The 22,107-nt window shown below is 62.7% G+C and carries 24 protein-coding genes; 14 read left to right on the top strand and 10 right to left on the bottom strand.

Translation table 11 applies throughout. From position 1 onward, the window contains the following. Window positions 1–2: 2 nt before the first annotated feature. Complete coding sequence (locus NKI18_RS28520; protein WP_352620765.1) at window positions 3–1,556, bottom strand: trimethylamine methyltransferase family protein; 1,554 nt, start codon at window positions 1,554–1,556, stop codon at window positions 3–5. A 150-nt stretch (window positions 1,557–1,706) separates the two neighbouring features. Between NKI18_RS28520 and NKI18_RS28515 the strand changes: the two genes are divergently transcribed. From NKI18_RS28515 to NKI18_RS28500, 4 genes are all read left to right on the top strand, one after another. After that, window positions 1,707–2,354: a TetR/AcrR family transcriptional regulator gene (locus NKI18_RS28515; protein ID WP_352620749.1), complete on the top strand. Its 648-nt coding sequence runs from the start codon at window positions 1,707–1,709 to the stop codon at window positions 2,352–2,354. 153 nt (window positions 2,355–2,507) lie between these two features. After that, window positions 2,508–4,667 (top strand): transglycosylase domain-containing protein, encoded by a 2,160-nt coding sequence (locus NKI18_RS28510; RefSeq protein ID WP_352620751.1) that lies wholly within the window; start codon window positions 2,508–2,510, stop codon window positions 4,665–4,667. 96 nt (window positions 4,668–4,763) lie between these two features. Next, the gene (locus NKI18_RS28505) at window positions 4,764–5,348 is read left to right on the top strand and encodes a DUF1214 domain-containing protein (protein WP_352449049.1); all 585 of its coding nucleotides are present in this window, start codon (window positions 4,764–4,766) and stop codon (window positions 5,346–5,348) included. Then, complete coding sequence (locus tag NKI18_RS28500; protein ID WP_292658433.1) at window positions 5,341–5,889, top strand: DUF1254 domain-containing protein; 549 nt, start codon at window positions 5,341–5,343, stop codon at window positions 5,887–5,889. The genes NKI18_RS28505 and NKI18_RS28500 overlap by 8 nt, the downstream gene beginning before the upstream one ends. Before the next feature lie 14 nt (window positions 5,890–5,903). Here the strand turns inward: NKI18_RS28500 and NKI18_RS28495 are convergent, their stop codons facing one another. Beyond that, window positions 5,904–6,089 carry a hypothetical protein gene (locus NKI18_RS28495; protein WP_352620752.1) on the bottom strand — a complete coding sequence of 62 codons (186 nt, stop codon included), beginning with the start codon at window positions 6,087–6,089 and terminating at the stop codon, window positions 5,904–5,906. 187 nt (window positions 6,090–6,276) lie between these two features. Between NKI18_RS28495 and NKI18_RS28490 the strand changes: the two genes are divergently transcribed. Next, on the top strand, window positions 6,277–7,287 hold the full coding sequence (locus NKI18_RS28490) for a DUF2336 domain-containing protein (RefSeq protein ID WP_353021383.1): 1,011 nt from the start codon (window positions 6,277–6,279) through the stop codon (window positions 7,285–7,287). A gap of 10 nt (window positions 7,288–7,297) precedes the next feature. On the opposite strand, the gene NKI18_RS28485 is transcribed toward NKI18_RS28490, so the two are convergent. Then, the gene (locus tag NKI18_RS28485) at window positions 7,298–7,645 is read right to left on the bottom strand and encodes a DUF1491 family protein (protein ID WP_352620754.1); all 348 of its coding nucleotides are present in this window, start codon (window positions 7,643–7,645) and stop codon (window positions 7,298–7,300) included. 171 nt (window positions 7,646–7,816) lie between these two features. On the opposite strand from NKI18_RS28485, the gene NKI18_RS28480 reads away from it, so the two are divergent. Together NKI18_RS28480 and NKI18_RS28475 are read left to right on the top strand one after the other, a co-directional pair. Further along, entirely contained in the window at window positions 7,817–8,077 is a 261-nt protein-coding gene (locus NKI18_RS28480; protein ID WP_023677838.1) for a type II toxin-antitoxin system ParD family antitoxin, read from the top strand. After that, entirely contained in the window at window positions 8,070–8,360 is a 291-nt protein-coding gene (locus tag NKI18_RS28475) for a type II toxin-antitoxin system RelE/ParE family toxin (protein WP_023677839.1), read from the top strand. The genes NKI18_RS28480 and NKI18_RS28475 overlap by 8 nt, the downstream gene beginning before the upstream one ends. 23 nt (window positions 8,361–8,383) lie before the next feature. Here NKI18_RS28475 and NKI18_RS28470 read toward each other — a convergent pair whose 3' ends face one another. Both NKI18_RS28470 and NKI18_RS28465 read right to left on the bottom strand, forming a co-directional pair. Next, window positions 8,384–9,151, bottom strand: coding sequence for a peptidoglycan-binding domain-containing protein (locus NKI18_RS28470; RefSeq protein ID WP_352620758.1), 768 nt, complete (start codon window positions 9,149–9,151; stop codon window positions 8,384–8,386). Continuing rightward, window positions 9,126–10,871 carry an ATP-binding protein gene (locus tag NKI18_RS28465; RefSeq protein WP_353021402.1) on the bottom strand — a complete coding sequence of 582 codons (1,746 nt, stop codon included), beginning with the start codon at window positions 10,869–10,871 and terminating at the stop codon, window positions 9,126–9,128. Before NKI18_RS28465 ends, NKI18_RS28470 begins: the two co-directional genes overlap by 26 nt. 520 nt (window positions 10,872–11,391) lie before the next feature. On the opposite strand from NKI18_RS28465, the gene NKI18_RS28460 reads away from it, so the two are divergent. Then, the gene (locus NKI18_RS28460) at window positions 11,392–11,760 is read left to right on the top strand and encodes a DUF5330 domain-containing protein (RefSeq protein ID WP_352622586.1); all 369 of its coding nucleotides are present in this window, start codon (window positions 11,392–11,394) and stop codon (window positions 11,758–11,760) included. A gap of 112 nt (window positions 11,761–11,872) precedes the next feature. After that, on the top strand, window positions 11,873–12,301 hold the full coding sequence (locus NKI18_RS28455; protein ID WP_023677843.1) for a SufE family protein: 429 nt from the start codon (window positions 11,873–11,875) through the stop codon (window positions 12,299–12,301). Window positions 12,302–12,418: 117 nt separating this feature from the next. Here the strand turns inward: NKI18_RS28455 and NKI18_RS28450 are convergent, their stop codons facing one another. Continuing rightward, window positions 12,419–12,844 carry a Ros/MucR family transcriptional regulator gene (locus tag NKI18_RS28450; protein ID WP_023677844.1) on the bottom strand — a complete coding sequence of 142 codons (426 nt, stop codon included), beginning with the start codon at window positions 12,842–12,844 and terminating at the stop codon, window positions 12,419–12,421. 677 nt (window positions 12,845–13,521) lie between these two features. On the opposite strand from NKI18_RS28450, the gene NKI18_RS28445 reads away from it, so the two are divergent. From NKI18_RS28445 to NKI18_RS28435, 3 genes are all read left to right on the top strand, one after another. Further along, window positions 13,522–15,633: a S9 family peptidase gene (locus NKI18_RS28445; RefSeq protein ID WP_352622584.1), complete on the top strand. Its 2,112-nt coding sequence runs from the start codon at window positions 13,522–13,524 to the stop codon at window positions 15,631–15,633. Window positions 15,634–15,710: 77 nt separating this feature from the next. Continuing rightward, on the top strand, window positions 15,711–16,337 hold the full coding sequence (locus NKI18_RS28440; protein WP_352622582.1) for a LysE family translocator: 627 nt from the start codon (window positions 15,711–15,713) through the stop codon (window positions 16,335–16,337). A gap of 146 nt (window positions 16,338–16,483) precedes the next feature. Then, entirely contained in the window at window positions 16,484–16,867 is a 384-nt protein-coding gene (locus NKI18_RS28435) for an SET domain-containing protein (RefSeq protein ID WP_352622580.1), read from the top strand. Window positions 16,868–16,878: 11 nt separating this feature from the next. On the opposite strand, the gene NKI18_RS28430 is transcribed toward NKI18_RS28435, so the two are convergent. From NKI18_RS28430 to NKI18_RS28415, 4 genes are all read right to left on the bottom strand, one after another. Further along, window positions 16,879–17,829: a cytochrome c gene (locus NKI18_RS28430; RefSeq protein ID WP_353021378.1), complete on the bottom strand. Its 951-nt coding sequence runs from the start codon at window positions 17,827–17,829 to the stop codon at window positions 16,879–16,881. 9 nt (window positions 17,830–17,838) lie between these two features. Then, window positions 17,839–18,282: a c-type cytochrome gene (locus tag NKI18_RS28425; RefSeq protein WP_352622576.1), complete on the bottom strand. Its 444-nt coding sequence runs from the start codon at window positions 18,280–18,282 to the stop codon at window positions 17,839–17,841. A 174-nt stretch (window positions 18,283–18,456) separates the two neighbouring features. Then, window positions 18,457–19,053, bottom strand: coding sequence for a superoxide dismutase (locus tag NKI18_RS28420; RefSeq protein WP_023677850.1), 597 nt, complete (start codon window positions 19,051–19,053; stop codon window positions 18,457–18,459). 107 nt (window positions 19,054–19,160) lie between these two features. Further along, window positions 19,161–20,039 carry a branched-chain amino acid aminotransferase gene (locus NKI18_RS28415; RefSeq protein ID WP_352622574.1) on the bottom strand — a complete coding sequence of 293 codons (879 nt, stop codon included), beginning with the start codon at window positions 20,037–20,039 and terminating at the stop codon, window positions 19,161–19,163. Window positions 20,040–20,191: 152 nt separating this feature from the next. Here NKI18_RS28415 and NKI18_RS28410 point away from each other — a divergent pair, with 152 nt between their 5' ends. Together NKI18_RS28410 and NKI18_RS28405 are read left to right on the top strand one after the other, a co-directional pair. After that, window positions 20,192–20,854 carry a haloacid dehalogenase type II gene (locus NKI18_RS28410; RefSeq protein ID WP_352622572.1) on the top strand — a complete coding sequence of 221 codons (663 nt, stop codon included), beginning with the start codon at window positions 20,192–20,194 and terminating at the stop codon, window positions 20,852–20,854. Between the two features lie 174 nt (window positions 20,855–21,028). Further along, a complete protein-coding gene (locus NKI18_RS28405; RefSeq protein ID WP_352622570.1) occupies window positions 21,029–21,853 on the top strand; it encodes a L,D-transpeptidase in 825 nt (274 codons plus the stop codon). The last annotated feature ends 254 nt before the right edge of the window (window positions 21,854–22,107 follow it).

Genomic DNA, 22,107 nt, shown 5'->3' with positions numbered 1-22,107 from the left:
GCTCACGACACCGGTGCTGCCCCGCCCTGCTCGGTGCGCCGCGCTATGAATTCATCGAGGATGCCGGCGCTGGCGGCGGCGGAAGCCGGCGGCCGGAAGTCGGCCAGCAGCCGTTTCCAGATGCCCGTGGCGCGCTCGGTCGCGGTCTTTGATCCGGCCTGCGTCCAATTGCCGAAATTCGACCAGTCGGCCACCAGCGGCTCGTAAAAAGCGGTGCGGTAGCGCGCCATGGTGTGTCCCGCCGCGAAAAAATGACCGCCCGGCTGCACTTCCGCAATGGCCTCGAAGCCGATCGCATCCTCATCGCCCGGCGTCGTCGCGCAGAGTTCCGCGACCGTCTGCAACGCCTCGACATCGGTGATCAGTTTTTCGAAGGACACGCTCAACCCGCCCTCGAGCCAGCCCGCGGCGTGGATGCAGACGGTGGCGCCCGCAAGCACCGTGCCCCACAGCGCAAACTGCGTTTCATGGGCTGCCTGCGCGTCGGAAATGTTGGCGGCGCTGCCGCCGCCGGAGCGCCATGGCAGGCCAATGAAACGCGCAAGCTGGCCGGCGCCGAGTGTCGCCTTGACGTGTTCGGGCGTGCCGAAGGCCGGCGCCCCGGACTTCATGTCGACATTGGACGAGAAGGAGCCGTAGACGACCGGCGCGCCGGGCCGCACGATCTGCGCCAGCGCCAGCCCGGCCAGTGCCTCGGCATGCTGCAGCGTCAGCGCCCCGGCGACGGTGATCGGCGCCATGGCGCCGGCCAGGCAAAACGGCGTGATGATCAGCACCTGGCCGGCCTTGGCAAAGTCGATGATGCCTTGCGCCATCGGAATGTCGAGCTGGCGCGGCGAATTGGTGTTGATGACGGTGTAACAATACGCGCCCGAACGAAACTCGTCCTCGGACAGACCACGCGCCAGCCGCAGCATCTCGAAGCCGTCCTCGACCTGCGGCGTGCCGCGCGCGAAGACGAACGGGAACTTGTCGGACAGCGTCAGCTGCGCGCGATTGACGGCATAGTGGCGGAAGCGGTTGTCGATGTCCTGCGGCTCGATGCACGGGCCCAGCATGTGCAGAACGTCGAAATGTTGCACCAGCCGAAGCAGATCCTCGAAGGCGGCAAGCGTTCCCGGCTGCCGGCCGCGTTCGAGATCGGTGACGTTGGGCGCACCGGATCCGGCCAGGAACGTCAGCGAGCCGAGCTCGAGCATCAGATCGCGGGCGCGGTCACCGCCATGCGCCCGGATCGATTTCGGCGCCGAGGCGAGCGCCGCCGCGACGATGTCGCGGCCGATGCGCACCATCTGGCTGTCGTCGTCGACCACGGCGCCGGCGCCGGCAAAAAGGGCACGCGCCTCAGGCAGCAGCACCTTGATGCCGAGGTCTTCCAGCACGCGCAATGCGGTGTCGTGAATCGCGGCGACCTGGTCGGCCGAAAACACCGGCTGTAGCAGGAAAGAGTTCTTCAGCGAGCGATAGTCGGGCCGCCGGCTGCTTTCGCTGCCGGCTTCGCCGACGCGTCCGCGCCGGCGTTCGCGCCTGAGGTCACGTGCGGCGTCATCGACCATAGCCAATATTCTTTCCGCTGAGGATCATAAGCCGACGCCTGGATGACGCGCCGGCCGCTCGGATCAGTTGCTTGCAGCCGCACGATACTGGTACTGTACATACGTGTCCAGTATGGTTGTATAGCTTTAAGCCTTTAGTGGATCGCGATGATGACCGTTTCCCAAGACACGCCTTCCCAAGACACACCGGCGCCCGGCAACATCAAGGCGACGCGCTGGGATTGGATCAATCTTGCCCTCCAGACGCTCATTTCGGACGGCGTCGAAAGCGTGCGCGTTTTGCCGCTCGGCCAGAAGCTCGGCGTCTCGCGCTCGAGCTTCTACTGGTATTTCCAGAGCCGCCAGGACCTGCTCTACCAGTTGCTTGCCCATTGGCGGGACACCAACACCAAGGCGATCGTCGAACGTGCACGGCGCCCGGCCGCTTCGATCATCATGGGCGTCACGAACGTGTTCGAATGCTGGGCCGACGAGCGCCTGTTCGATCCCCGGCTCGATTTTGCCATCCGCGAATGGGCGCGCCGTTCCGACGACGTGCGCCGCGCCATCGACGAGGCCGACAATGACCGCCTGAGCGCAATCCGCGACATGTACCGCCGGCACGGCTACGATGACGAGGACGCCTTCATCCGTGCCCGTGTGCTCTACTACATGCAGATCGGCTATTACGTGCTCGACATCAAGGAGCCGGTCGAGGCGCGGGTCAGCCATCTCGCCGCCTATTTGCGCAGCTTCACCGGGCAGGAACCGAGCGAGGCCGACGTCGCGCATTTCATGCGCTTCATCGCCGCGCGGTGATGGCAGCTTGCGGGCACGGTTCTCGCCTCAAACCTCCCGCGTAGCCCTTGTAGGCAGCACCAAAATGGACGAATAGTCTTGAACGGCGCGCCACCCTGAAATTGCCGGCATGCGGTTTCTCAGTTGGCGGCATCGCCGCAGCCGGATCCTGGAATGACCAATCCTTTGGAACCACGCAAGAGAAGAGGTCCGATCGCCGCAAGGCTGCTGGCGGTGGATGCATGGATCGATTCCTCGGTCTACGAAATCGGCTTCAGCGCGCGCCAGTTCTGGGAGGCGGCGACCATCTTCTCGCGCCGTTTCCGCGTCGGCGGCTGGCGCCGCGGCCTGATCGAACTGTTGAGTGAAGGCTTTACGCTCGGTGCCGGCGGCATCGTCGTCCTTTTGGCGCTGGCCTTGCCAGCCTTCCAGATAACCGCCGGCGACTGGCGCACGCAAGGCGACTTCGCCGTCACCTTCCTCGACCGCTACGGCAACGAGATCGGCCAGCGCGGCATCATCCAGCGCGATTCGGTGCCGGTCGACGAGATGCCCGACCATGTCATCAAGGCGGTGCTGGCGACCGAAGACCGCCGTTTCTTCGACCATTACGGCATCGATGTGCTCGGCCTGTCGCGCGCCATATTCGAGAATGTGCGGGCAAATTCCGTCGTCCAGGGTGGCTCGAGCATCACCCAGCAGCTGGCCAAGAACCTGTTCCTGACCAATGAGCGGACGTTCGAGCGCAAGATCAAGGAAGCGTTCCTGTCGCTGTGGCTCGAAGCCAATCTGTCGAAGAAGGAAATCCTGCAGCTTTACCTCGACCGCGCCTATATGGGCGGCGGCACCTTCGGCATCGAGGCGGCAGCCGATTTCTATTTCGGCAAGAGCGTCAAGGACCTGAACCTTGCCGAGGCGGCGATGCTGGCCGGCCTGTTCAAGGCGCCGACCAAATATGCGCCGCACATAAACCTGCCCGCCGCCCGGGCGCGGGCCAACGTGGTGCTGTCCAATCTGGTCGATTCCGGCTTCATGACCGAAGGCCAGGTGCTGCAGGCAAGGCTGCACCCGGCCGAAATCGTCGACCGCGGCGAGCAGAAGAGCCCCGACTATTACCTCGACTGGGCCTTCGACGAGGTCAAGAAGATCGCCGCCAAAGGCGGCCCGCACTCGCTTGTCGCCCACACCACCTTCGATGCCAACATCCAGAAGGCGGCCGAAGAATCGATGGAGTTCCACCTCCGCCAGTTCGGCAAGGAATACAACGTCACCGAGGGCGCCATCGTCGTCATCGAGACCAATGGCGCGGTCAGGGCGATCGTCGGCGGCCGCGACTACGGCGCCAGCCAGTTCAACCGCGCCACCAAAGCGCTTCGCCAGACCGGCTCCTCGTTCAAGCCCTATGTCTATGCGACGGCGATGGAGCATGGCTTCACGCCGGATTCGGTGGTTTCCGGCGGACCCATCTCCTGGGGCAGCTGGTCGCCCCACAATTACAATGGCGGGTCGGCCGGCAACGTCACGCTGATCACGGCGATGGCCAAATCGATCAACACGGTGCCGGTGCGGCTGGCCAAGGATTATCTCGGCATCAAGCCGATCAAGGCGATGGCCGAGGCGATGGGCGTCGAGTCGCCGCTTGAATCGCACAAGACCATGGTGCTCGGCACGTCGGGCATGACCGTGATGGACCAGGCGACGGGTTACAGCGTGTTTGCCCAGAACGGCTTTGCCGGAACCCGGCACGGCGTCAGCCAACTCTTTACCCGTACCGGCGAGGTGGTCTACGACTTCGCCAAGGATGCGTCGCCGCCGCACCGGGTGCTGTCGGAGCAGGCGCTCAAATACATGAACACCATGCTGGCGGCGGTGCCGGTGATCGGCACTGCCCGGCGCGCAGCCCTTCCAAACATCGTTGTCGCTGGCAAGACCGGCACGACCCAGTCCTACCGCGATGCCTGGTTTGTCGGCTTTACCGGCAACTACACGGCCGCCGTCTGGCTCGGCAATGACGACTTCACCGCGACCAACAAGATGACCGGCGGCACGCTGCCGGCTATGGTGTGGCAGCGCCTGATGCTCTATGCGCACCAGCACATCGATCTCAAGCCGATCCCCGGCCTCGATCACCCCTTCGTCGATGCCGAAATCGCCGCCAAGGCCGAGGAAGCGGAAAAGAAGAACGCCGAACAGGCAGCTGCCGATACCGCCGCCGAGCGTCCGCCGGTGCTGTCCAGCCGGACCACCCAGACCCTGAAGGAACTGACCAGGCTGTTCCAGGCGGCACCCGTGCTCGACGCGCCCGCTGCGCCGGAGACCCTGTCGGCGCTGTGACGGCCAATTGCGCGGGGCCGCTTGCCACAAGGCCCTGCGCCGCGATATCCCCGAGCGGCAATCTTTCAGTCCCGGCCTTCGGTTCCCTGCCTCCTCATGCTCAAGAATGCCTTCCTGACACTGCTTTCGCTTGCCATCGCCGTCGTCGGCGGTGGCGGCAGCGTCTGGTATGCACTGAAGCTGCAGGATGGCGTCGGCGCCATCAGGATCGGCCAATGGACCGCCTTCCCCGATATCGGCACGCCGACGGCAGATCCCTATTCGAAGGCCCGCGTGGCTCGCGAAGGCGTGCTGGCGCTCGGACAGGCGGAAGGACTGTCCTTCATAGCCGAGCGCGATTCCGGCGGCGAACAGCTCAAGCGGCAATGTGCCTACAAGATTGCGGGCGGCTTTCCCACCGCCCGGTTCTGGACGCTTTATGCCGCCGACCAGTCGCTTGGCGTGGTCGAGACCGGCAAGCCGAGGCCGGCTGCGCTGCAGTCCTATCAAGTGCTGCGCCAGGCCGACAATTCGGTGGTCATTTCCGTCGGCAGCCGCCCTGCGCCCGGCAACTGGCTGCTGACCAGCGGCGCCGGCAAGATGTACTTGGTGCTTACGTTCTACGACACGCCGATCGCCAGCAGCACTGGTCTCTCGGACGTCACGCTGCCGCAGATCCAGAAGGTCGGCTGCAATGCGTAGCCTGCTGCATGCCGTGCTGCTCGGCCTGCTCGGCGCCGGCATCGTGCACATCATCGTGCTGCTGCTCGTCCCCGAGTTTTCCGAACGCGACGCCTGGTCGCGATTGGCCATGGCTTCGGATCTCTACAAGATGACCCGGCTCGACGCGGAAGCCGGCGGCGCGCCGGTGGTGAAATCGGTCGATCCGCTGTTTTATGCGGCGGCATGCCGCTTCGATCTTGCCGAGGGGATGGTGCGGGTCAAGGCGCCGGGAAAGGTGCCGTTCTGGTCGATATCGGTCTATGACCGCGGCGGCCACAACATCTACTCGTTCAACGACCACAGCGCGACCGCAGGCGTGCTCGACACCGTTGTACTGACGCCGGCCCAGATGATCGAGGTCCGCAAGGATCTTCCCGAGGAACTGCAAGGGGCCATCTTCGTCGAGGCGCCGATAGAGGAAGGCGTATTCGTCATCCGTTCGTTCGTGCCCGACGACAGCTGGAAGCCGATCGTCTCGCGGTTTCTCGAACAGAGTTCCTGCGAACTGCAGGATTTTTAAGCCGGTTCCGATGCTCAGTGATGCGGTACCAGCAATGTTCCCGAAGGTCCCGGCTTGTCGGGGCCGGCCGGCCGCGTTTCGCCCGTCAGCGGCCGCTGCTCGTAGCGCACCCCGGGAAAGATGATCACTGCCGCCGGCGCGGCTTGTTGTGCTCGATTGGTTGCCGCCGTTCGCGGCACGAAAGACAGTACCATGCCCATGGTTCGCGTATTCCTCTCGGTTGCCCCGGAGCACAACGCAACGCCTCCATAGTCGATTAAGAAGGCAGTAGGTTAACGGAGCGCTAACGGATCTCCGCTAAATTGATCTTTGTTCTTGGGAAACGCGAAACCGGTACAGCCCGGCAGAGCGCTGTCCAGATCGTGTCGAGTGTCGGGCGTATCCTTCGTGTCAGCTTCGGATTTCAGGCAAATCGCAGCAGGAGCTGAATCGGGAAAGGCCGAAAGGCTGTTTCGCGCCGCGGTATCGGCGTTCTGCTCGCTCACCCGCCCTTCGCGCCGCGAAATCGCGCAGCTCGAAGACCTGACGCTGCCGCTTTTCGAGAATGTCTCGGTCGAATCGCGCCGCTACGTCGCGGCAGCCCTTTCCGAATGCGAATATGCACCCGCCGCGCTGGTGCGGCGGCTTTGCCAGGAGCGGGTCGACATCGCCGCTCCGCTGCTCATCCGCTCGCGCGCCCTTAGCGACGTTGACCTGATCGCGCTGATTGGACGTCACGGCCTGCCGCATGCCCGTGCCATTGCCCGCCGCAAGGATCTCAATCAGACGATCGCGGATCTCATCAAAGTGCTCGAAAGGCCGACGCTGGTGCGGTCGCAGCAGCAGCCGGAAACAACCGCCAAAGCCGCGCCCGAAAACGCCGAAGTGGTTGCGGGCGAGGTCAACAGGCAAGAGGCTTCCGATGCCGCTGAAACTGTACGGCGGCGGTTGCGATCCATGATGTGCGCCGAGAGCGGCGCCGCCATCAGTCCGTTCGTCGAGCCACAAACCTATGTCAAGCTGCGCGAGACCGCGCTGACCGGCAATGCGGCATTCTTCCAGACAGCGCTCGCCGATGCGCTCGAAGTCGATTTTTCAACGGCGCGGACGCTCACCGCGAGCCACAATTACACACCGCTGCTGGCCGCCTTGCGCGCGCTCGACCTTAGTGAAGACAAGGCGTTCCTGATCACGGCGGCCATCTATCCGACCGAGTTTCCGCACCCGCAGGCGATCCGCATCTTCCTCGACCGCTACCGCCTGCTGCACCGCGACGCGGCGTTGGACAGGCTCCGCGGCTGGAAGGCCGACACCGTATCGAAAATCGTTCGCAAGCCTGGGCGCGTCGCCGCAAATGCCGACCTGCGCAAGCCGAACAGCGCCGATGTAGCCGCCACCCCAAAGGCGCGTCGCGTCTGAAGGCTTGCCGTTACGACGCCTTGACCGAGATAAGCTCCTCGACGGAAATGGCGCCCGCCTCGATCTCAATCACCCAGATATCCGAATCGAATCTCTTCTCGCGCTCCAGCCGCGCGTCGAAGATGGCGGCATCGTCGCCTTCGCCAAGCAGGCTGAAAAAACGGTCGTCCGGCCTGGCTGAATCGTAACTCGTCTGCGGCGCCGGCCCGAACAGCGCCATCTCCCCCTGCCTGCCCCGCGCCAGCACGAAAACCGCGCCGGCTTCCGTCGCGCCGCGCTTGACCACGGCGGCAAAGCCGCCGGCGCTGAAAACCCGGCGCAACAGCGCCGACACCCACAGATCGGTGGTTACCCGCATGGCGCGACCCTGCACGATTTCGGTTTTGTGGCGTCGAGATTGTCACTTATTCGCGAGCAACGGTTGGCTATCATAGCGAGTCCCCGGAATGCGACGATCTACCCAAGACCTAACAAATCTTGTTAGCCCCTGTGAAAAATGGTATTAGCGTCCGGTATGAAAGCCCAGCCCATGCGCACTCTTACTGTGTCGCTTACGCCCAAGCAGGCCGCCCGTCTACAAGACGCCGTGAACAGTGGAGACTATGCTTCCAACAGTGAAATTGTCAGGGAAGCACTACGTCTATGGGAGCAGCGCGAGGAATTCCGCACTCTTGAACTGGAACGTCTCAAAAGGGCGTATGACGAAGGGATGGCAAGCGGCGAGGGCCAGCACGTGGATCGCACGGCTTTCTTACGCGCTCTGAAAGCCGAACGCGCAGCCCGTGGCTGAATACCGGCTCACCCCCCGAGCTTCTCAGGATTTGCGAGATATTTGGCACCACATTGCCATCGATAACGAGAAGGCGGCTGACAAGCTGATCGGACGCATTTTCGACAGGCTGGAATTGGTTTGCGAGCACGCCAAAATGGGCGCAGCTCGACCGGAATTGAGCGCCACCGCCCGCATTCTGGTCGAGGGACGCTACATCGTGATTTATGAGCCTATGCCCTACGGCGTGTTAGCCGTGGCGATAGTCCACGGAATGCGTGACCCGGAGCAATGGCTTAAATAGACCGGGAGACTGGGTTTCGACCCTCAGTTGGTCAGGCCGATCTCGCGCATCTTGACGTAGACGATCTCGTCGGGCTCGCCGGTCTCGGGCAGGCCGAACAGCGCCTGGAATTCCTTGATCGCGGCCTTGGTGCGCGCGCCGACGACGCCATCCAATTGCATGTCGTCATTGCCGAACGCTTTCAGTCCGGCCTGGATCTTGACGATGCGGGGATCCGGCGCCGTCGCATTTGCCGGTGCGGACACCGGAATGGCGGCCGGAGCAGCGGCCGTTTCGACCGGCCGCGGCACCGGATGCGGCACCACGGCCGCGGTCTTTGGCGTGGCGCCCAGTTGATCCAGCAGGACGCTGTCGATCTCGCCGGAGGCATTCAATCCGACCTTCTGTTGATAGGCCTGGATGGCCTTGCGCGTATTCGGTCCGGGAATCCCGTCGACGGTGCCGGAATAGAAATCGAGATCCTTCAATATGCCCTGGACCTGTTCGACGACCGGGTCGCTCTTGATCGGCGCAGCGGCCGGACGCACGATATTGATGGTGGTTTCGGGCTCGTCGCTGTCCGCCCGGGGAAAGCGCTCGATGCTCCTGGTGGCGAAAAACGCGCCAGCATGCGGAAAGGGCTGGTACCAAAGGGCGTTCGCCGAGACGTAGAACAGCGTCACCAGGAACGCGGTGGAGCCGCCGACCACAACAGGATTGCGCGAGATCAGGCTGCCCAGAGCCATCGCTCCGTGCTCGAAGGCATTGCCGCGGCGCTTCACCGCCTTAGGCTGTTTTGCGGAGCGACCCATTGCTCTCCCCTTTGCCACCGTCCGCTCTGGCTTTGGCTGCGGACATCGGCACCACGCCGGTTTTCTCCGTCGAACGGCCTGTCGGCCCGTTCACGGGAAGGCTGATCGTCACCGTGGTGCCCTCGCCCGGCATGCTTTCGATCGACATTGTGCCCTCGTGCAGCGCCACCAGCCCCTTCACCAGCGAGAGCCCGAGGCCTGTGCCTTCGAAACGGCGGGTATAGTCGTTCTGGATCTGCATGAACGGCTTGCCGAGATTGGCGAAATCTTCCTCGGCGATGCCGATGCCGGTGTCCCGGACCCAGAAATGCAGCCGCGAGCCGATGCGCTTGGCGCCGATGACGACATTGCCGCCTTCGGGCGTGAACTTGATCGCGTTAGAGACGAGATTGATCAGGATCTGCTGCACGGCGCGACGGTCGGCATTTATTTCGCCTGCGTCCGGCGCGATCTGGGCCTGCAGATCGATAGCCTTTGCCTCGGCTTGCAGGCGCATCATGGACTGGCACATCTCGACCGCTTCGCGGAAGCGGAACGGTTCCGGTTCGGTCGCGTAGGCGCCCGATTCGATCCGCGATACGTCGAGTATCGAGGTGACGACGGCAAGCAGGTGCTGGCCCGAATCCCTGACCAAGCCGACATATTCCTTCTGGCGCGGATCCTTGAAGCTGCCGAACATCTCGTGCAGCAACATGTCGGAAAAGCCGATGATGGCATTGAGCGGGGTGCGCAACTCATGGCTGACGACGGCAAGGAAGCGTCCTTTCGCCACCTCGGCGGAGGCAGCCGCCTCATTGGCAGCGGCAAGCTCCTGGCGCAGTCCGGCCAGTTCGTCGTTCTCGCGCAGAAGAAGCGTAAAGACAGTCTCCTGCCCCGGCGCGCGCATCATCTCGAGCGAGAACGGCCGGTAATTGTCGGCCGTCACGCCACTGCTCTGCGGCAGCCGTACGCGAAGGTCGAGCCGGCGCGACAGGGCGCCATCGCGCATATCGGCCAGCGCACTGAGATACGGGACGCGGTCGGACAGATGGATGCGATCGAAAAGTCCGGTGCCGAAAAGCAGCTCCGGCGGCAGTCTCAGCATAGCGCGTGCCTTAGCCGAGACGTCCAGAACCTCGCCATGCGCCGCGATTCGCAGCACGACGGCGTCGATGAGGTCTTCGAGCCGGTGGCTGCCGGCCGGATCGAGCTGTGCGCTGGCGGCACCGCGAAGCGGAGCGATACGCGGAATGAGCGTGAGTGCCCAGGCCAGTGGTACCAGCCAGTGCCATGCGGCGATTTCGGTCTGGTCGAGCGGCAAGACGGAACCGGCTAAAGGCTGCAGCAAGACTGCGACAAAGGCCGATATGGCGCCCCAGATCACGGCACGGCGCGACTGGCCGATCCACCAGGCTTCAAACGGCAGCGCCACCGCAAGCAAGGCAACCGGCGAGGCCACACCGCCGGCGGCAGCGATAAGGGCACCGAGGGCAACGCTGCCGACGACCAAGGCGAGTTGGCCGGGCAGGGTCATCTTGCCCGATGCAGCCACCAGCAGGGCGGCGAACCAGCAAAGGCCGAACGCCGCAAAGATCGCAGCCACGGTCACGGCCGCGCCCATGCCCGACGTGACCAGCGTCACCGCTGCACCCGCGCTGAAGAAAGGCGCCGCCAGCATGACGCCAATGAACCGGCTGTGGCGGCGACGATCGCTCTGGCCGAGCACGGACGGATGAACCATCCGTTCGCAACCGGCGGCTATCGCGCCCGGCAACTCGGCGTATCTGGCCTTGATCGCACTCAACTCAACGCACCCGGTCGTGAACGGCCCTGCTTTGCAGGCGGCTTTTGTCGATTCCGAAACTCGCATCCAGCGTTTAAGGAATGGATAAGGCTGGGCCGATGGTCCCCCGGCAGGCTGCAAATATCGGGATACCGGCGGGGAAAAAACCGGGGCAATTGCCGCCATAGTAAACGGAGCGTTATCCACACCGCCCGCGCCTGACGTTGCGGCCGATGGCATCAAACTGTCACCATGCAAAAAAATAACGAGGAAAAACAATCCGTTGGATGGTTATCATTTGCTGAATAAAATCTGAGCCGTTCGAGGCAAATGAACTTCAAAACGCTTCGTTTCGAATCTACCTAAAATTTAAGGAAAACTGTTGCTTTCGGGACAAGCCGTCCTTTGCCCGTCTGTGTCAGTATCGCGCTACAAGGGTCGTGCGGTTCGGATGCATGACGTCATAAAGGACAGACAGATGGGCTTTCTGATAAGAGCTGCTTTCTGGTTTTCGCTGGTGCTTCTGGCGCTGCCGCTGGGTGTCGGCGCCGATGATGCGGGCCGCGAAAGGGTCGGGCCGCTCCAGGCGCTGTTTGCGGCGCGCGAAGCCGTCGGCGATATCGCCGGCATATGCGAGCGCAAGCCGGACGTGTGCGAGACCGGCAAATCGGCAATGCACACCATCACCGCCCGGGCAAGGGAGACCGCCAAGATCGCGGCCGCCATGCTGGACGAGAAGGCCGCTGAACCTGATACGGTGACGACCACCGGCAGCGTGTCCGAGGAAATCGTGTTGCCGGCGAAAGTCGATTTGCCGGCGAAAGTGCACTTGCCGGCGAAGAACTGAGACTGTTTCGGCCGAATTCATCGCTAAACCGCAAGGCTCTCGCTCTCGGCACCTGCGGCGTTTCTCCTCTTTTTCCGTGACGTGGCAGCGCCGGATGACTATATCCAGGGGAATGACGACGACGATCCAGACCATCCGCGACGACTTTTCCCTGCTCGACGAGTGGGAAGACCGCTATCGCTATGTGATTGAACTGGGTGAAGCGCTGCCGCCGTTTCCCGACGAGCAACGCATACAAGCCAACAAGGTGCCCGGCTGCGTCAGCCAGGTCTGGCTGACCACCGAGCAGGGCGGGGGTGTCGACCCCGTTATCACCTTCAAGGGCGATTCCGACGCCCATATCGTGCGCGGCCTGGTCGCCATCATGCTGGCGCTATTTTCGGGACGGCCGGCCAGCGAAATCCAGAGGACCGACGCAGAGGCAACGCTAAAGGCACTCGGGCTTGACGAGCACCTGTCGCCGCAGCGCGCCAATGGCCTTCGCTCGATGGTCAAGCGCATCAAGCGTGACGCCGAGGCAGCGCTGAAGCAGACCGCCTGACCGCACGGCAGTTGCTGGCGGCATGAAGAACTGGCGGCCTGAGCTTGGTCTCCCCACAATGCGAAAACGGCGCCTGTAGGCGACGCCGTTTGAGTATCAAACCGGAAGAGCCGCTTGTCAGCGTCCCTTGCGCTTGCGGCCGAGACCCATCTTCTTGGCGAGCTGCGAACGGGCGGCCGCGTAATTGGGCGCAACCATCGGATAGCTTGGGTCCAGGTTCCACTTTTCACGATACTGGTCGGGCGTCAGATCATAGTGGGTCATCAAGTGACGCTTGAGCGACTTGAACTTCTTGCCGTCCTCGAGACAGATGATGTAGTCGTCATGCACCGACCGCTTCGGATTTACCGCCGGCTTCTGCTTGTCGGCAGGCGGCTGCTCGGCGGCCCCGCCGACACGCCCGAGAGCGGCATGGACATCGGCGATAAGGTTCGGCAGTTCGCCGACCGGCACGGGATTGTTGCTGACATAGGCAGCCACCACGTCGGCGGTGAGCTCGATCAGCGCGTCGCTGTTTCTGGAAGGTGTTTCGGTAATATCCATGGCGTTCAGGTCCCAACGAGAATTGTTTCTGTCTACGCCCTATTTTTGGCAGGTAGGGCATCGCGCGAACTTGTGCAGGAAAAAGCCTCCGCGATTCGCGTCGCGGCATCTTAATGAGCCTGAGCGACAAGTAAGTCAATTCGCTTCTTGGGCTCTATTCAGCGACACAAGTCAAATATTCCTCATTCAGCTTCACTCTTTCGTGCAGAGTGTAACTTCGCCGTTCTTTCTGGTCAGACCAGCATCGACTGACGCGGCGGCAAGCAGCCATTACACAAACGGCAGCAGGTAAATAGACTTCGATGCTTGACCCTGCCGACGGCATTACAGCCTGGTTGATCGGCGGATTCAGTAAAATCATAGGTTGCGAAGCGTTACTGTTGCTCGCGAGCCGTCGCCGGAGCGGTGCGCTGTGTCATTGAAATGGGGTAATGTATTTCCGTAGACCCAGCCATATCGGCCACTTGCCAAGCCGCGAAGGCAGTTGCATGAGATTGACCGGCACTGGCAGGGTCATCGCAGCGACGGCGAGAACCGCGGCAGTCTAAGAAGAAATATTCGTTATCCGCTCCTCCAGCCCGTCCTCTCGAGCCACCACGACAATAGATCATAGCCCTTGAACCCGCGCTGCTCGGCGTGTTCATTCGCCATTCAAGTAGCTTCCACAGCGAGACGCAATGACCAGAACCCCAGTGTTTCCGACCGCCACGCCGCCGCAGCCGGAGAAGCGGCCGATCTTCGACACGCATCACGGCATAACGCGGACGGACGACTATGGCTGGCTGAGGGCCGCCAATTGGCAAGAGATGTTCAGGGATCCGTCCCTGCTCGACGGCCAAATCCGCGCCCACCTCGAAGCCGAGAATGCTTACCAGGCGGCGCTGATGGCCGATACGGTCCAACTGCAGAAGCAGCTTTTCGCGGAAATGAAGGGACGCATCAAGGAAGACGATTCTTCCGTGCCGATGAAGGACGGACCTTACGCCTACGGCTCCTCCTTCAAGCTTGGCGGCCAGCAGCCGCGTTATTTCCGCACGGCGCGTGACGGCGGCGACAAGCAGATATTGCTCGACGGCGATGCCGAGGCCGAGGGCAAGCCCTATTTCCGCCTGGGCGGCGTCGATCATTCGGACGACCACAGCAAGCTGCTCTGGGCCTTCGACGACAAGGGTTCCGAATTCTACACGCTGCGCGTCCGCGATCTGGCCGGCGGCAACGATCTGGCGGACAGGGTCCCGGACACCGGCGGCGGCGGTGTGTGGGATGCCGGCAATGACGGTTTTTTCTACACCCGCCTCGACCCCAACCACCGTCCTTCCAAAGTGCTGTTCCATGCGCTTGGCGACGGTCCTGAAAACGACCGGCTGATCTACGAGGAGACCGATCCCGGCTTTTTCATGGATGTCGGCGGCACGCGCTCCAACGAGTGGATCATGATCGGCATCAACGACCATGAGACCTCGGAATACCGTATCATGAGCGCCAACGATCCGTTCGCAGAGCCGAAGCTGGTTGCGGCGCGCCAGACGGGCCTGCAGTACGAACTCGAGGAAGGCGGCGACATCTTCTTCATCCTCACCAATGCCGATGGCGCCAAGGACTTCAAGATCATGACTGCGCCGGCCCATGATCCGGTGCGCGCCAATTGGCAGGAACTAGTGCCGCACGAAGCGGGCCGGCTGATCCTTTCGGTGATCGGCTTCAAGGACCACATGGTCCGGCTCGAGCGCAAGGAAGGCCTGCCGCGCATCGTCGTGCGCGACCGCAAGAGCGGCGAGGAGCACCTGATCTCCTTCGACGAGGAAGCCTTCTCGCTCGGCCTGTCCGGCTCCTACGAATACGACACCGAGATCATGCGCTTTTCCTATTCGTCGATGACGACCCCGGCGCAGGTCTTCGATTACAACATGCGCACCCGCGAGCGGGTGCTGCTCAAGACCCAGGAAGTGCCGTCCGGCCACGACCCGGAGCACTACGTCACGCGCCGGCTGATGGCGCCTGCCGCCGACGGCGAACTGGTGCCGATCTCGCTCCTCCATCACCGCGACACACCGCTCGACGGGTCCGCCCCTTGCCTGCTTTACGGCTACGGATCTTACGGCATAGCCGTACCCGCCGCGTTCAACACCAATCTGTTTTCGCTGGTCGACCGCGGCTTTGTCTACGCGATAGCCCATGTTCGCGGCGGCAAGGACAAGGGCTATGGCTGGTACGACGACGGCAAGCGGGCGAACAAGATGAACACGTTCACCGATTTTGTCGCTGCCGCCCACCACCTCGTCGTCGAACGCTATACACAGCATGACCGCATCGTTGCGCAAGGCGGTTCGGCCGGCGGCATGCTGATGGGCGCGGTCGCCAACATGGCGCCGCAATGCTTCGGCGGCATCGTCGCCGAGGTTCCCTTCGTCGACGTGCTCACCACCATGCTCGACGCCAGCTTGCCGCTGACGCCGCCGGAATGGCCGGAATGGGGCAATCCGATCGCGTCGGCGGAGGATTACCGGACCATCGCCGCCTACTCGCCCTACGACAATGTCGCCGCACTCGACTATCCGCCGATCCTGGCACTGGCCGGCCTGACCGACCCGCGCGTCACCTATTGGGAGCCGGCCAAATGGGCGGCGCGGCTGCGCGACCGCAAGACGGGTGAAAATCCGGTGCTGTTCAAGATCAACCTGGATTCAGGCCATGCCGGCGCCTCCGGCCGGTTTTCAAGACTGGAGGAAATCGCCTTCACCTACGCCTTTGCGCTGAAGGTGACGGGCAAGGCCGAGCTTGCGGCGTGAACATCGGCGGATGAGCGGTCATTGCCTTCCGTTCCGCGACGTGGCTTCATTGGCGGTGAGAGTTGCGGAGCCCACCGATGATCGATCTCGCCACGTTGATAGCTTATGTCGCGGTTGTGCTTGGCTTTGTCTTCATCCCGGGTCCCGCCACTCTTCTGACGGTGGCGCGGGCAACCAGTTCCGGAACCAGGGTGGGCATTGCGACCGGCGCCGGGATCGCGGCCGGCGACGTGGTTCACACCTTCATGGCGATCGTCGGCATTTCGGCGATCATTGCCACGTCGGCGGCGCTTTTCAGCATCGTGAAGTACATCGGCGCTGCCTACCTCATTTATCTCGGCATTCGCGCGATCATCGAGAAAACGCCTGCCTATCCGGCCGCCGGCGCACTTGCGATCCCCGCTGCCAAAGCATTTCGGCAGGCTGTTTTGACCGAGGTTCTCAATCCCAAGACCGCGCTTTTCTTCCTCGCATTTCTTCCGCAGTTCGTGCGGCCTGAAAACGGATCGGTGATGCTTCAACTGGCGATATTGGGCGTCATCTTTGTTCTGTTGGGCCTCGTCAGCACGGTGGTTTTCGCCGTGGGTGCGGGCGGCCTCGGTGCATTCCTGCGCGGAAACCCGACGGTGCTGAGATGGCAAGGCAAGGCTGTCGGCGGTATCTATTGCGCCTTAGGCATCCGGCTGGCGCTGCAACAGCGCTAGGGTCTCGACAGGCGACGAGCCGTACGAGGCTTCGGATAATAGGCAGGCACAGCTGATTTTCCGCTCGCAATTGCAAAGGCCGCGCGCTACCCAGTGCGCGGCCTTTTCACGGTCGCCGCCAACACACAATCACCCAGGGATCTGCCATGTTGCTCGTCGATGTCTATCTCGACAAATCGCCCATCCAGGGCATCGGCGTCTTTGCCAAGAACCACATTGCCCGCGGCACGCTGGTCTGGAAGCTCGACCCGAAATACGACCGGCGCATCGAGGTAGCGGCCTACGAGGGGGAAACCGGGCCGGTCAGAACCTATCTCGACCGCTACGCCTATCCGGACCGGCGCGACCCGAACTACATCGTCTTCGAGGCCGACGATGCGCGCTACATGAACCATGCCGACGACCCGAATTGCGACGTCTCGCAGCCGGAGGAGACCTATGCCTTGCGCGACATTGCGCCCGGCGAGGAAATGACCTGCGACTACAATCACTTCTTCGAAACCGGCTTCGACTTTCTCGGCGACCGCTGACGCAACGGCCGTCAGCTCGACGGCTTCTTGCGCGCCGGATAGCCGTTGGGGTGCGGCGGCACGGCTTTCAGGTAGGCGGCGATCGCCGCGCGGTCCTCCGGGGTCAGCACGGCCATGTTGCGCTGCACGTCGACCATGGCGCCGCCGACCGTATCGAAATCCGGCGTGAAGCCGGTTTCGAGATAGTTGGCGATGTCGGCCTCGGACCAGTCCGCGATGCCGCCCTCGCCCGACGTGATGTTCGGCACGATGCCGCTGCCTTCGGCGGCGGCCGCACCTGCCAGCCATTGGCTCTTCCTGGTGCCGCCGGTAAGATCCCGCGGCGTGTGGCATTCGCCGCAATGGCCGGGGCCTTCGACCAGATAGCGGCCGGCCTGCACCGGCTGCGGCCTGCCGTCGGCGAAGGAAACGACCGGCTGGTCACTCAAATAGAGCAGCTTCCACAAGCCAAGACCGCGTCGGACGTTGAAGGGAAATGCTAGCGAATTGGCAGGCGCCTTGCCGGCGACCGCGGGTAACGTCTTCAGGAATGCATAGAGATCGGCAATGTCGGCCGGCTTCATGCGCGCGTAGGAAGTATAGGGAAATGCCGGATAGAGATGCTCGCCCGACGGCGACACGCCCTTCAGCATGGCGTTGGCAAGATCCTCGACCGACCAGGCGCCGATGCCGTCCCTGGTATCCTGCGATATGTTCGGCGGCACGAAGGTGCCGAATGGCGTCTTGAGTTCAAGGCCGCCCGCCAGCTGAAGACGGGCGTCGCCTTGCGAGCCAGGCTTGGCATGACAGGATGTGCAGCCGCCGGCGTAGAAGATGCGCTTGCCCCTGGCGGCGTCGCCAGGACCAAGCTCAGCCAGCGTTGCGGCATCGAGCCTGACCGGAGCCGACAGGAACCAGCCGGCAATCGCGGCCGCGCCGCCCAGAACGAGGGCGGCGCCGACAAGCTTCTTCAGCAAGCGCATTGCCCGCTATCAGCCTTTTTTCACCCTGTAGTTTTGATGACAGTTGCCGCAGCCGCCGCCGATGGTGTTGAACTGCGCCTTCAACGCCTCGGCATCCGCAGGTGCTGCGGCGACCGCCGCCTTGACGTCGGCGAGGTACTTGCCTTCAGCCGTCTTGAAGCCGGCCATGTCCTGCCAGATTTTTGGGGACGCCGTCGTGTCGCCGGTGTCGCTGCCCGCCGGGAAAAGCGTGTCGACGCCGGCATGGAATTTCTCGGCATTGACCTGCAGTGCCTGCAACGCCGTCAGCACCGAAGCGGCGTCGTAGGGCGTCTCGCCCTTGACCACTTTCGACAAGCCGGCGGCGATCTTGCCACGTTCCTTCATCAGGGCCTGCCGGTCGGCTACCGGGTCGGCAAATGCCGCCGAACCGGCGAAGGCGAGCATCGAGATGGCGAGGATAAGCTTTCTCATTCACTTGGCTCCATGTTGAATGCAATTCAGGATGCGGTCCCACCCCGATGACAAACGGCAAGGATGGCTTAAAAATTCCGACGCTTCGCCTCACGCTTGCGTGAAATTTTTGCAGCTGTCGTTCTGATGCTGAAAAAGAAAAGCCCCGGTTCTGCCGGGGCTTTCTGGAACGGATCAGGCCTTTTCGTAGAGTTCGAGCACATAGTCCCAGTTGATGAGACTGTCGACGAAGGCTTCGAGGTATTTCGGCCGGGCGTTGCGATAATCGATGTAATAGGAATGTTCCCAGACATCGACGCCGAGGATCGGCGTCGCGCCATGGACGAGCGGGTTCTCGCCATTCGGCGTCTTCGAGATCGCCAGCTTGCCGTCCTTGACCGAGACCCAGGCCCAGCCCGAACCGAACTGGGTGGTGCCGGCGGCGATGAAGTCGGCCTTGAACTTGTCGTAGCCACCAAGATCGCTGTCGACCGCCTTTTGCAATGCGCCGGGCAGCTTGTTGCCACCGCCGCCCTTCTTCATCCATTTCCAGAAATGGATGTGATTGTAGTGCTGGGCGGCATTGTTGAAGAGGCCCGCATTCTTGCCGAAGGACTGTTTGACGGCCTCTTCGACCGACAAATCGCCCATGCCCGCCTCGGCGGCCAGCTTGTTGCCGTTGTCGACATAGGCCTTGTGGTGCTTGTCGTGATGATATTCCAGCGTTTCCTTGGACATATAAGGCTGCAAAGCCTCGTAATCATAGGGCAAGGCGGGCAATTCAAAAGCCATCGGTCGTACTCCCTCGTGGAAAAATCCGGTGTCGATACCGGACTAACATAGGACTGGATTGGTCTGGAACAACTCCGGAAACGAAGCGCCGGCCGCTTTTTAGCGGGTCAGCCGGGCGAAGTCGAATGCGCCCATTCCCAATAGAGTTCGCGCGCCTTCTTGGCCACCGGTCCGGGCTGCAGATTGCGATCCTCGATACGGGTGACCGGCACCACTTTCGAGTGGTTTCCGGTCGAGAAGATTTCGTCTGCCTCCAGGAAATCGCGGATCGACAGCGTCTTTTCCGTCGTCGTGAACCCGTATTCGCCAAGCAGGGCCATGGTGCGCGAGCGGGTGATGCCGGACAGGAAGGTGCCGTTCGGCGCCGGCGTCAGGACATGGCCGTCCTTGACCAGGAAAATATTCGAGGTCCCGGTCTCGGCGACATTGCCCAGCATATCGAGCACGAGCGCATTGTCGAAGCCGCGCATCTTGGCTTCGAGGATGGCACGGCCGTTGTTGGGATAAAGGCAGCCAGCCTTGGCGTTGGTCGGCATGGTCTCGATGGTCGGGCGCCGGAACGGCGACACCGTCACCGAAAAACCCGCCGGCGAGATCATCGGCGATTCATAGAGGCAAAGGCAAAAACGCGTCGAGGCCGGGTCGGCCGGCACGCCCATATAGCCGCCATGCTCGGCCCAATACATCGGCCTGATGTAGACTGCCGTGTTGCCGTCGAACTTCTTCAGCCCGTCCCAGGTCAGCCCGACGATCCTGTCGGTGCTCATCGTCGGCTTCAGGCCGAGCGCGATCGCCGAGGCGTTTACCCTTGCTGCATGGCGATCGAGATCGGGGGCGACGCCCTCGAACCAGCGGGCGCCGTCGAACACGCTGGTGCCGAGCCACATGGCGTGGCTGCGCGGCCCTAGAATGGCAACATTGCCCTCGTACCAGTCGCCGTCGACGAAGGTCCATGTCGCGGATTGCGCCGCAGTCGCCAGTGTCATTGCCAGGTTCCGTTCGATGCTTGTTGCGGCGCATTGGAAGATGCTTTGGCGGCCGCCGTCAACCGGCTTGGCTGAGATTTGTTGAGGCCAGCGGAGCTGCCCAACTGCAATCAGCGCTTGCGCCTTGCCTTACGCGGCCTCAAAACTGTCGAATGCAGTTCGCGGCTTACGTTTTCGACGCCTATGGCACGCTGTTCGACGTGCATGCGGCCGTGCGCCGTCATGCCGACCAGATCGGGCCGGACGGCCAGTTGCTGTCCGATATCTGGCGCGCCAAGCAGCTGGAATATTCCTGGGTCAGGACGCTGATGGGGGCCTATGCCGATTTCTGGCAGCTCACCGAGCAGGCGCTCGATTTCGCCCTGCGCAAGGTTCCGTCCGCCGATGCCGGACTGAAAGCGAAGCTGCTCGAGGCTTATTGGCGGCTGGACTGCTATCCGGAGGTGCCGGCCGTGCTCAAGGCGCTCAAGGCGTCGGGAGCAAGGCTGGCGATCCTGTCCAACGGTTCGCCTGAGATGCTGGAAGCGGCCGTCAAATCCGCCGCGCTCGACCAGGTCCTGGACGACGTCTTTTCCGTCGACAGCGTCAGGCGCTTCAAGACCGATCCGTCGGTCTACGACATGGTCACCACGGGCTGGCGCCTCTATCCGGGCGCTGTCTCTTTCCAGTCATCCAACCGCTGGGACGTTGCCGGCGCCACCAAATTCGGCTTCAGGACGGTGTGGATCAACCGCGCCAATCAGCCAGAGGAATACCGGGATTTTCCACCGGCCCTGATCCTGCCGTCCCTTGAAGGTCTGGTCGCCGGGGGGTGACACCGGAAATGTTGCGTCGGCGCAACAGTGACGATCCAGTCACAGCTTTGCCTTTGTTTGTCCACCCTGCGGCCAGAATTGGAACCGCCTATCGCGCCGGGCATTGCTCGGGCAACCGCGCGCAACAGGACGCATTTATGCTTTGTTGCGATTTGAGACTTAAAAAAGGCAATCATGTTCATATCCCCATCGTCCTCTTTTCGCCTGAGCCGTCGCGGTTTTCTCAACGCAGCAGCCCTTGGCGCCGCCTCGGTCGCGGTCTCCAGTTGCACCACGCTGTCGCAACAACCGGTCGAGCCGCCGCCGCCGACCTATGTCGAGCCGGCGCTCGGCGACTATGTGACGATGTATGGGCCGATGTCGGATGGCGGCTTCGAGCTGCCGGCCATACCGGTCGACAAGATCGACCCGCAGTTCCTGCGCCAGATCGTTGACGATCCGACCGGGCAGCAGCCGGGCACCATCGTCGTCGACACCACCAATCACTTCCTCTACCTGGTGCGCCCGGGCGGCCAGGCGATCCGCTACGGTGTCGGCCTCGGCCGCGCCGGCTTCGAATGGTCGGGCGATGCGGTGGTCCAATGGAAGCAGAAATGGCCGAAATGGACGCCGCCGGACGACATGATAGCGCGGCAGCCGGAGTTGAGACCCTACAGCGCCGAGAATGGCGGCATGCCCGGTGGGCTCAAGAACCCGCTTGGCGCGCGGGCGCTCTATCTCTTCCAGGGCAACCAGGACACGCTCTACCGCTTGCACGGTTCGCCGGAATGGCGGTCGATCGGCAAGTCGGTGTCGTCGGGCTGTGTGCGCCTGATGAACCAGGACATCATCGACCTCTACGACCGTGTGCCGAACAAGACCCCGGTCGTGGTGACGGCCGACATCGGTCAGCCGATGGTGGCGACAGCAAACCGCAAAGCCATTCCGATCGACGCCGGCGTGCCGGAAGGATCGATCCTGCTCGGCCCGATAAAAGCGGTGACCAACTCGATCTTCTGAGCTGATTGAAAGCGGGGGCGGGATTGCTCACGGCTCCTGCTGGTTTTGCCGAGCGTCGGCTTGCCCGTGCCGGCGCCCGCCTTTGGATTTGATGCTTGCGTTGAGGCGGACTTTGCCGCACGTGTGTGCAGACGCCGCCGGTGACAGCTCATGTGAAGGATTGCGGATGCCGGCCTTCTGCGAGAGGCGCCGTGCGCCGGGGCCGGCGTCCGGAAGCCTCCAAGGAAGGAACCCGCGGGATGCAGATCGCGGTC

This window comes from Mesorhizobium sp. M0800, from assembly GCF_040320095.1.
Classification (GTDB): domain Bacteria; phylum Pseudomonadota; class Alphaproteobacteria; order Rhizobiales; family Rhizobiaceae; genus Mesorhizobium.
The sequence above is the reverse complement of the archived record's forward strand: the minus strand, read 5'-3'. Positions and strand labels throughout refer to the sequence as shown.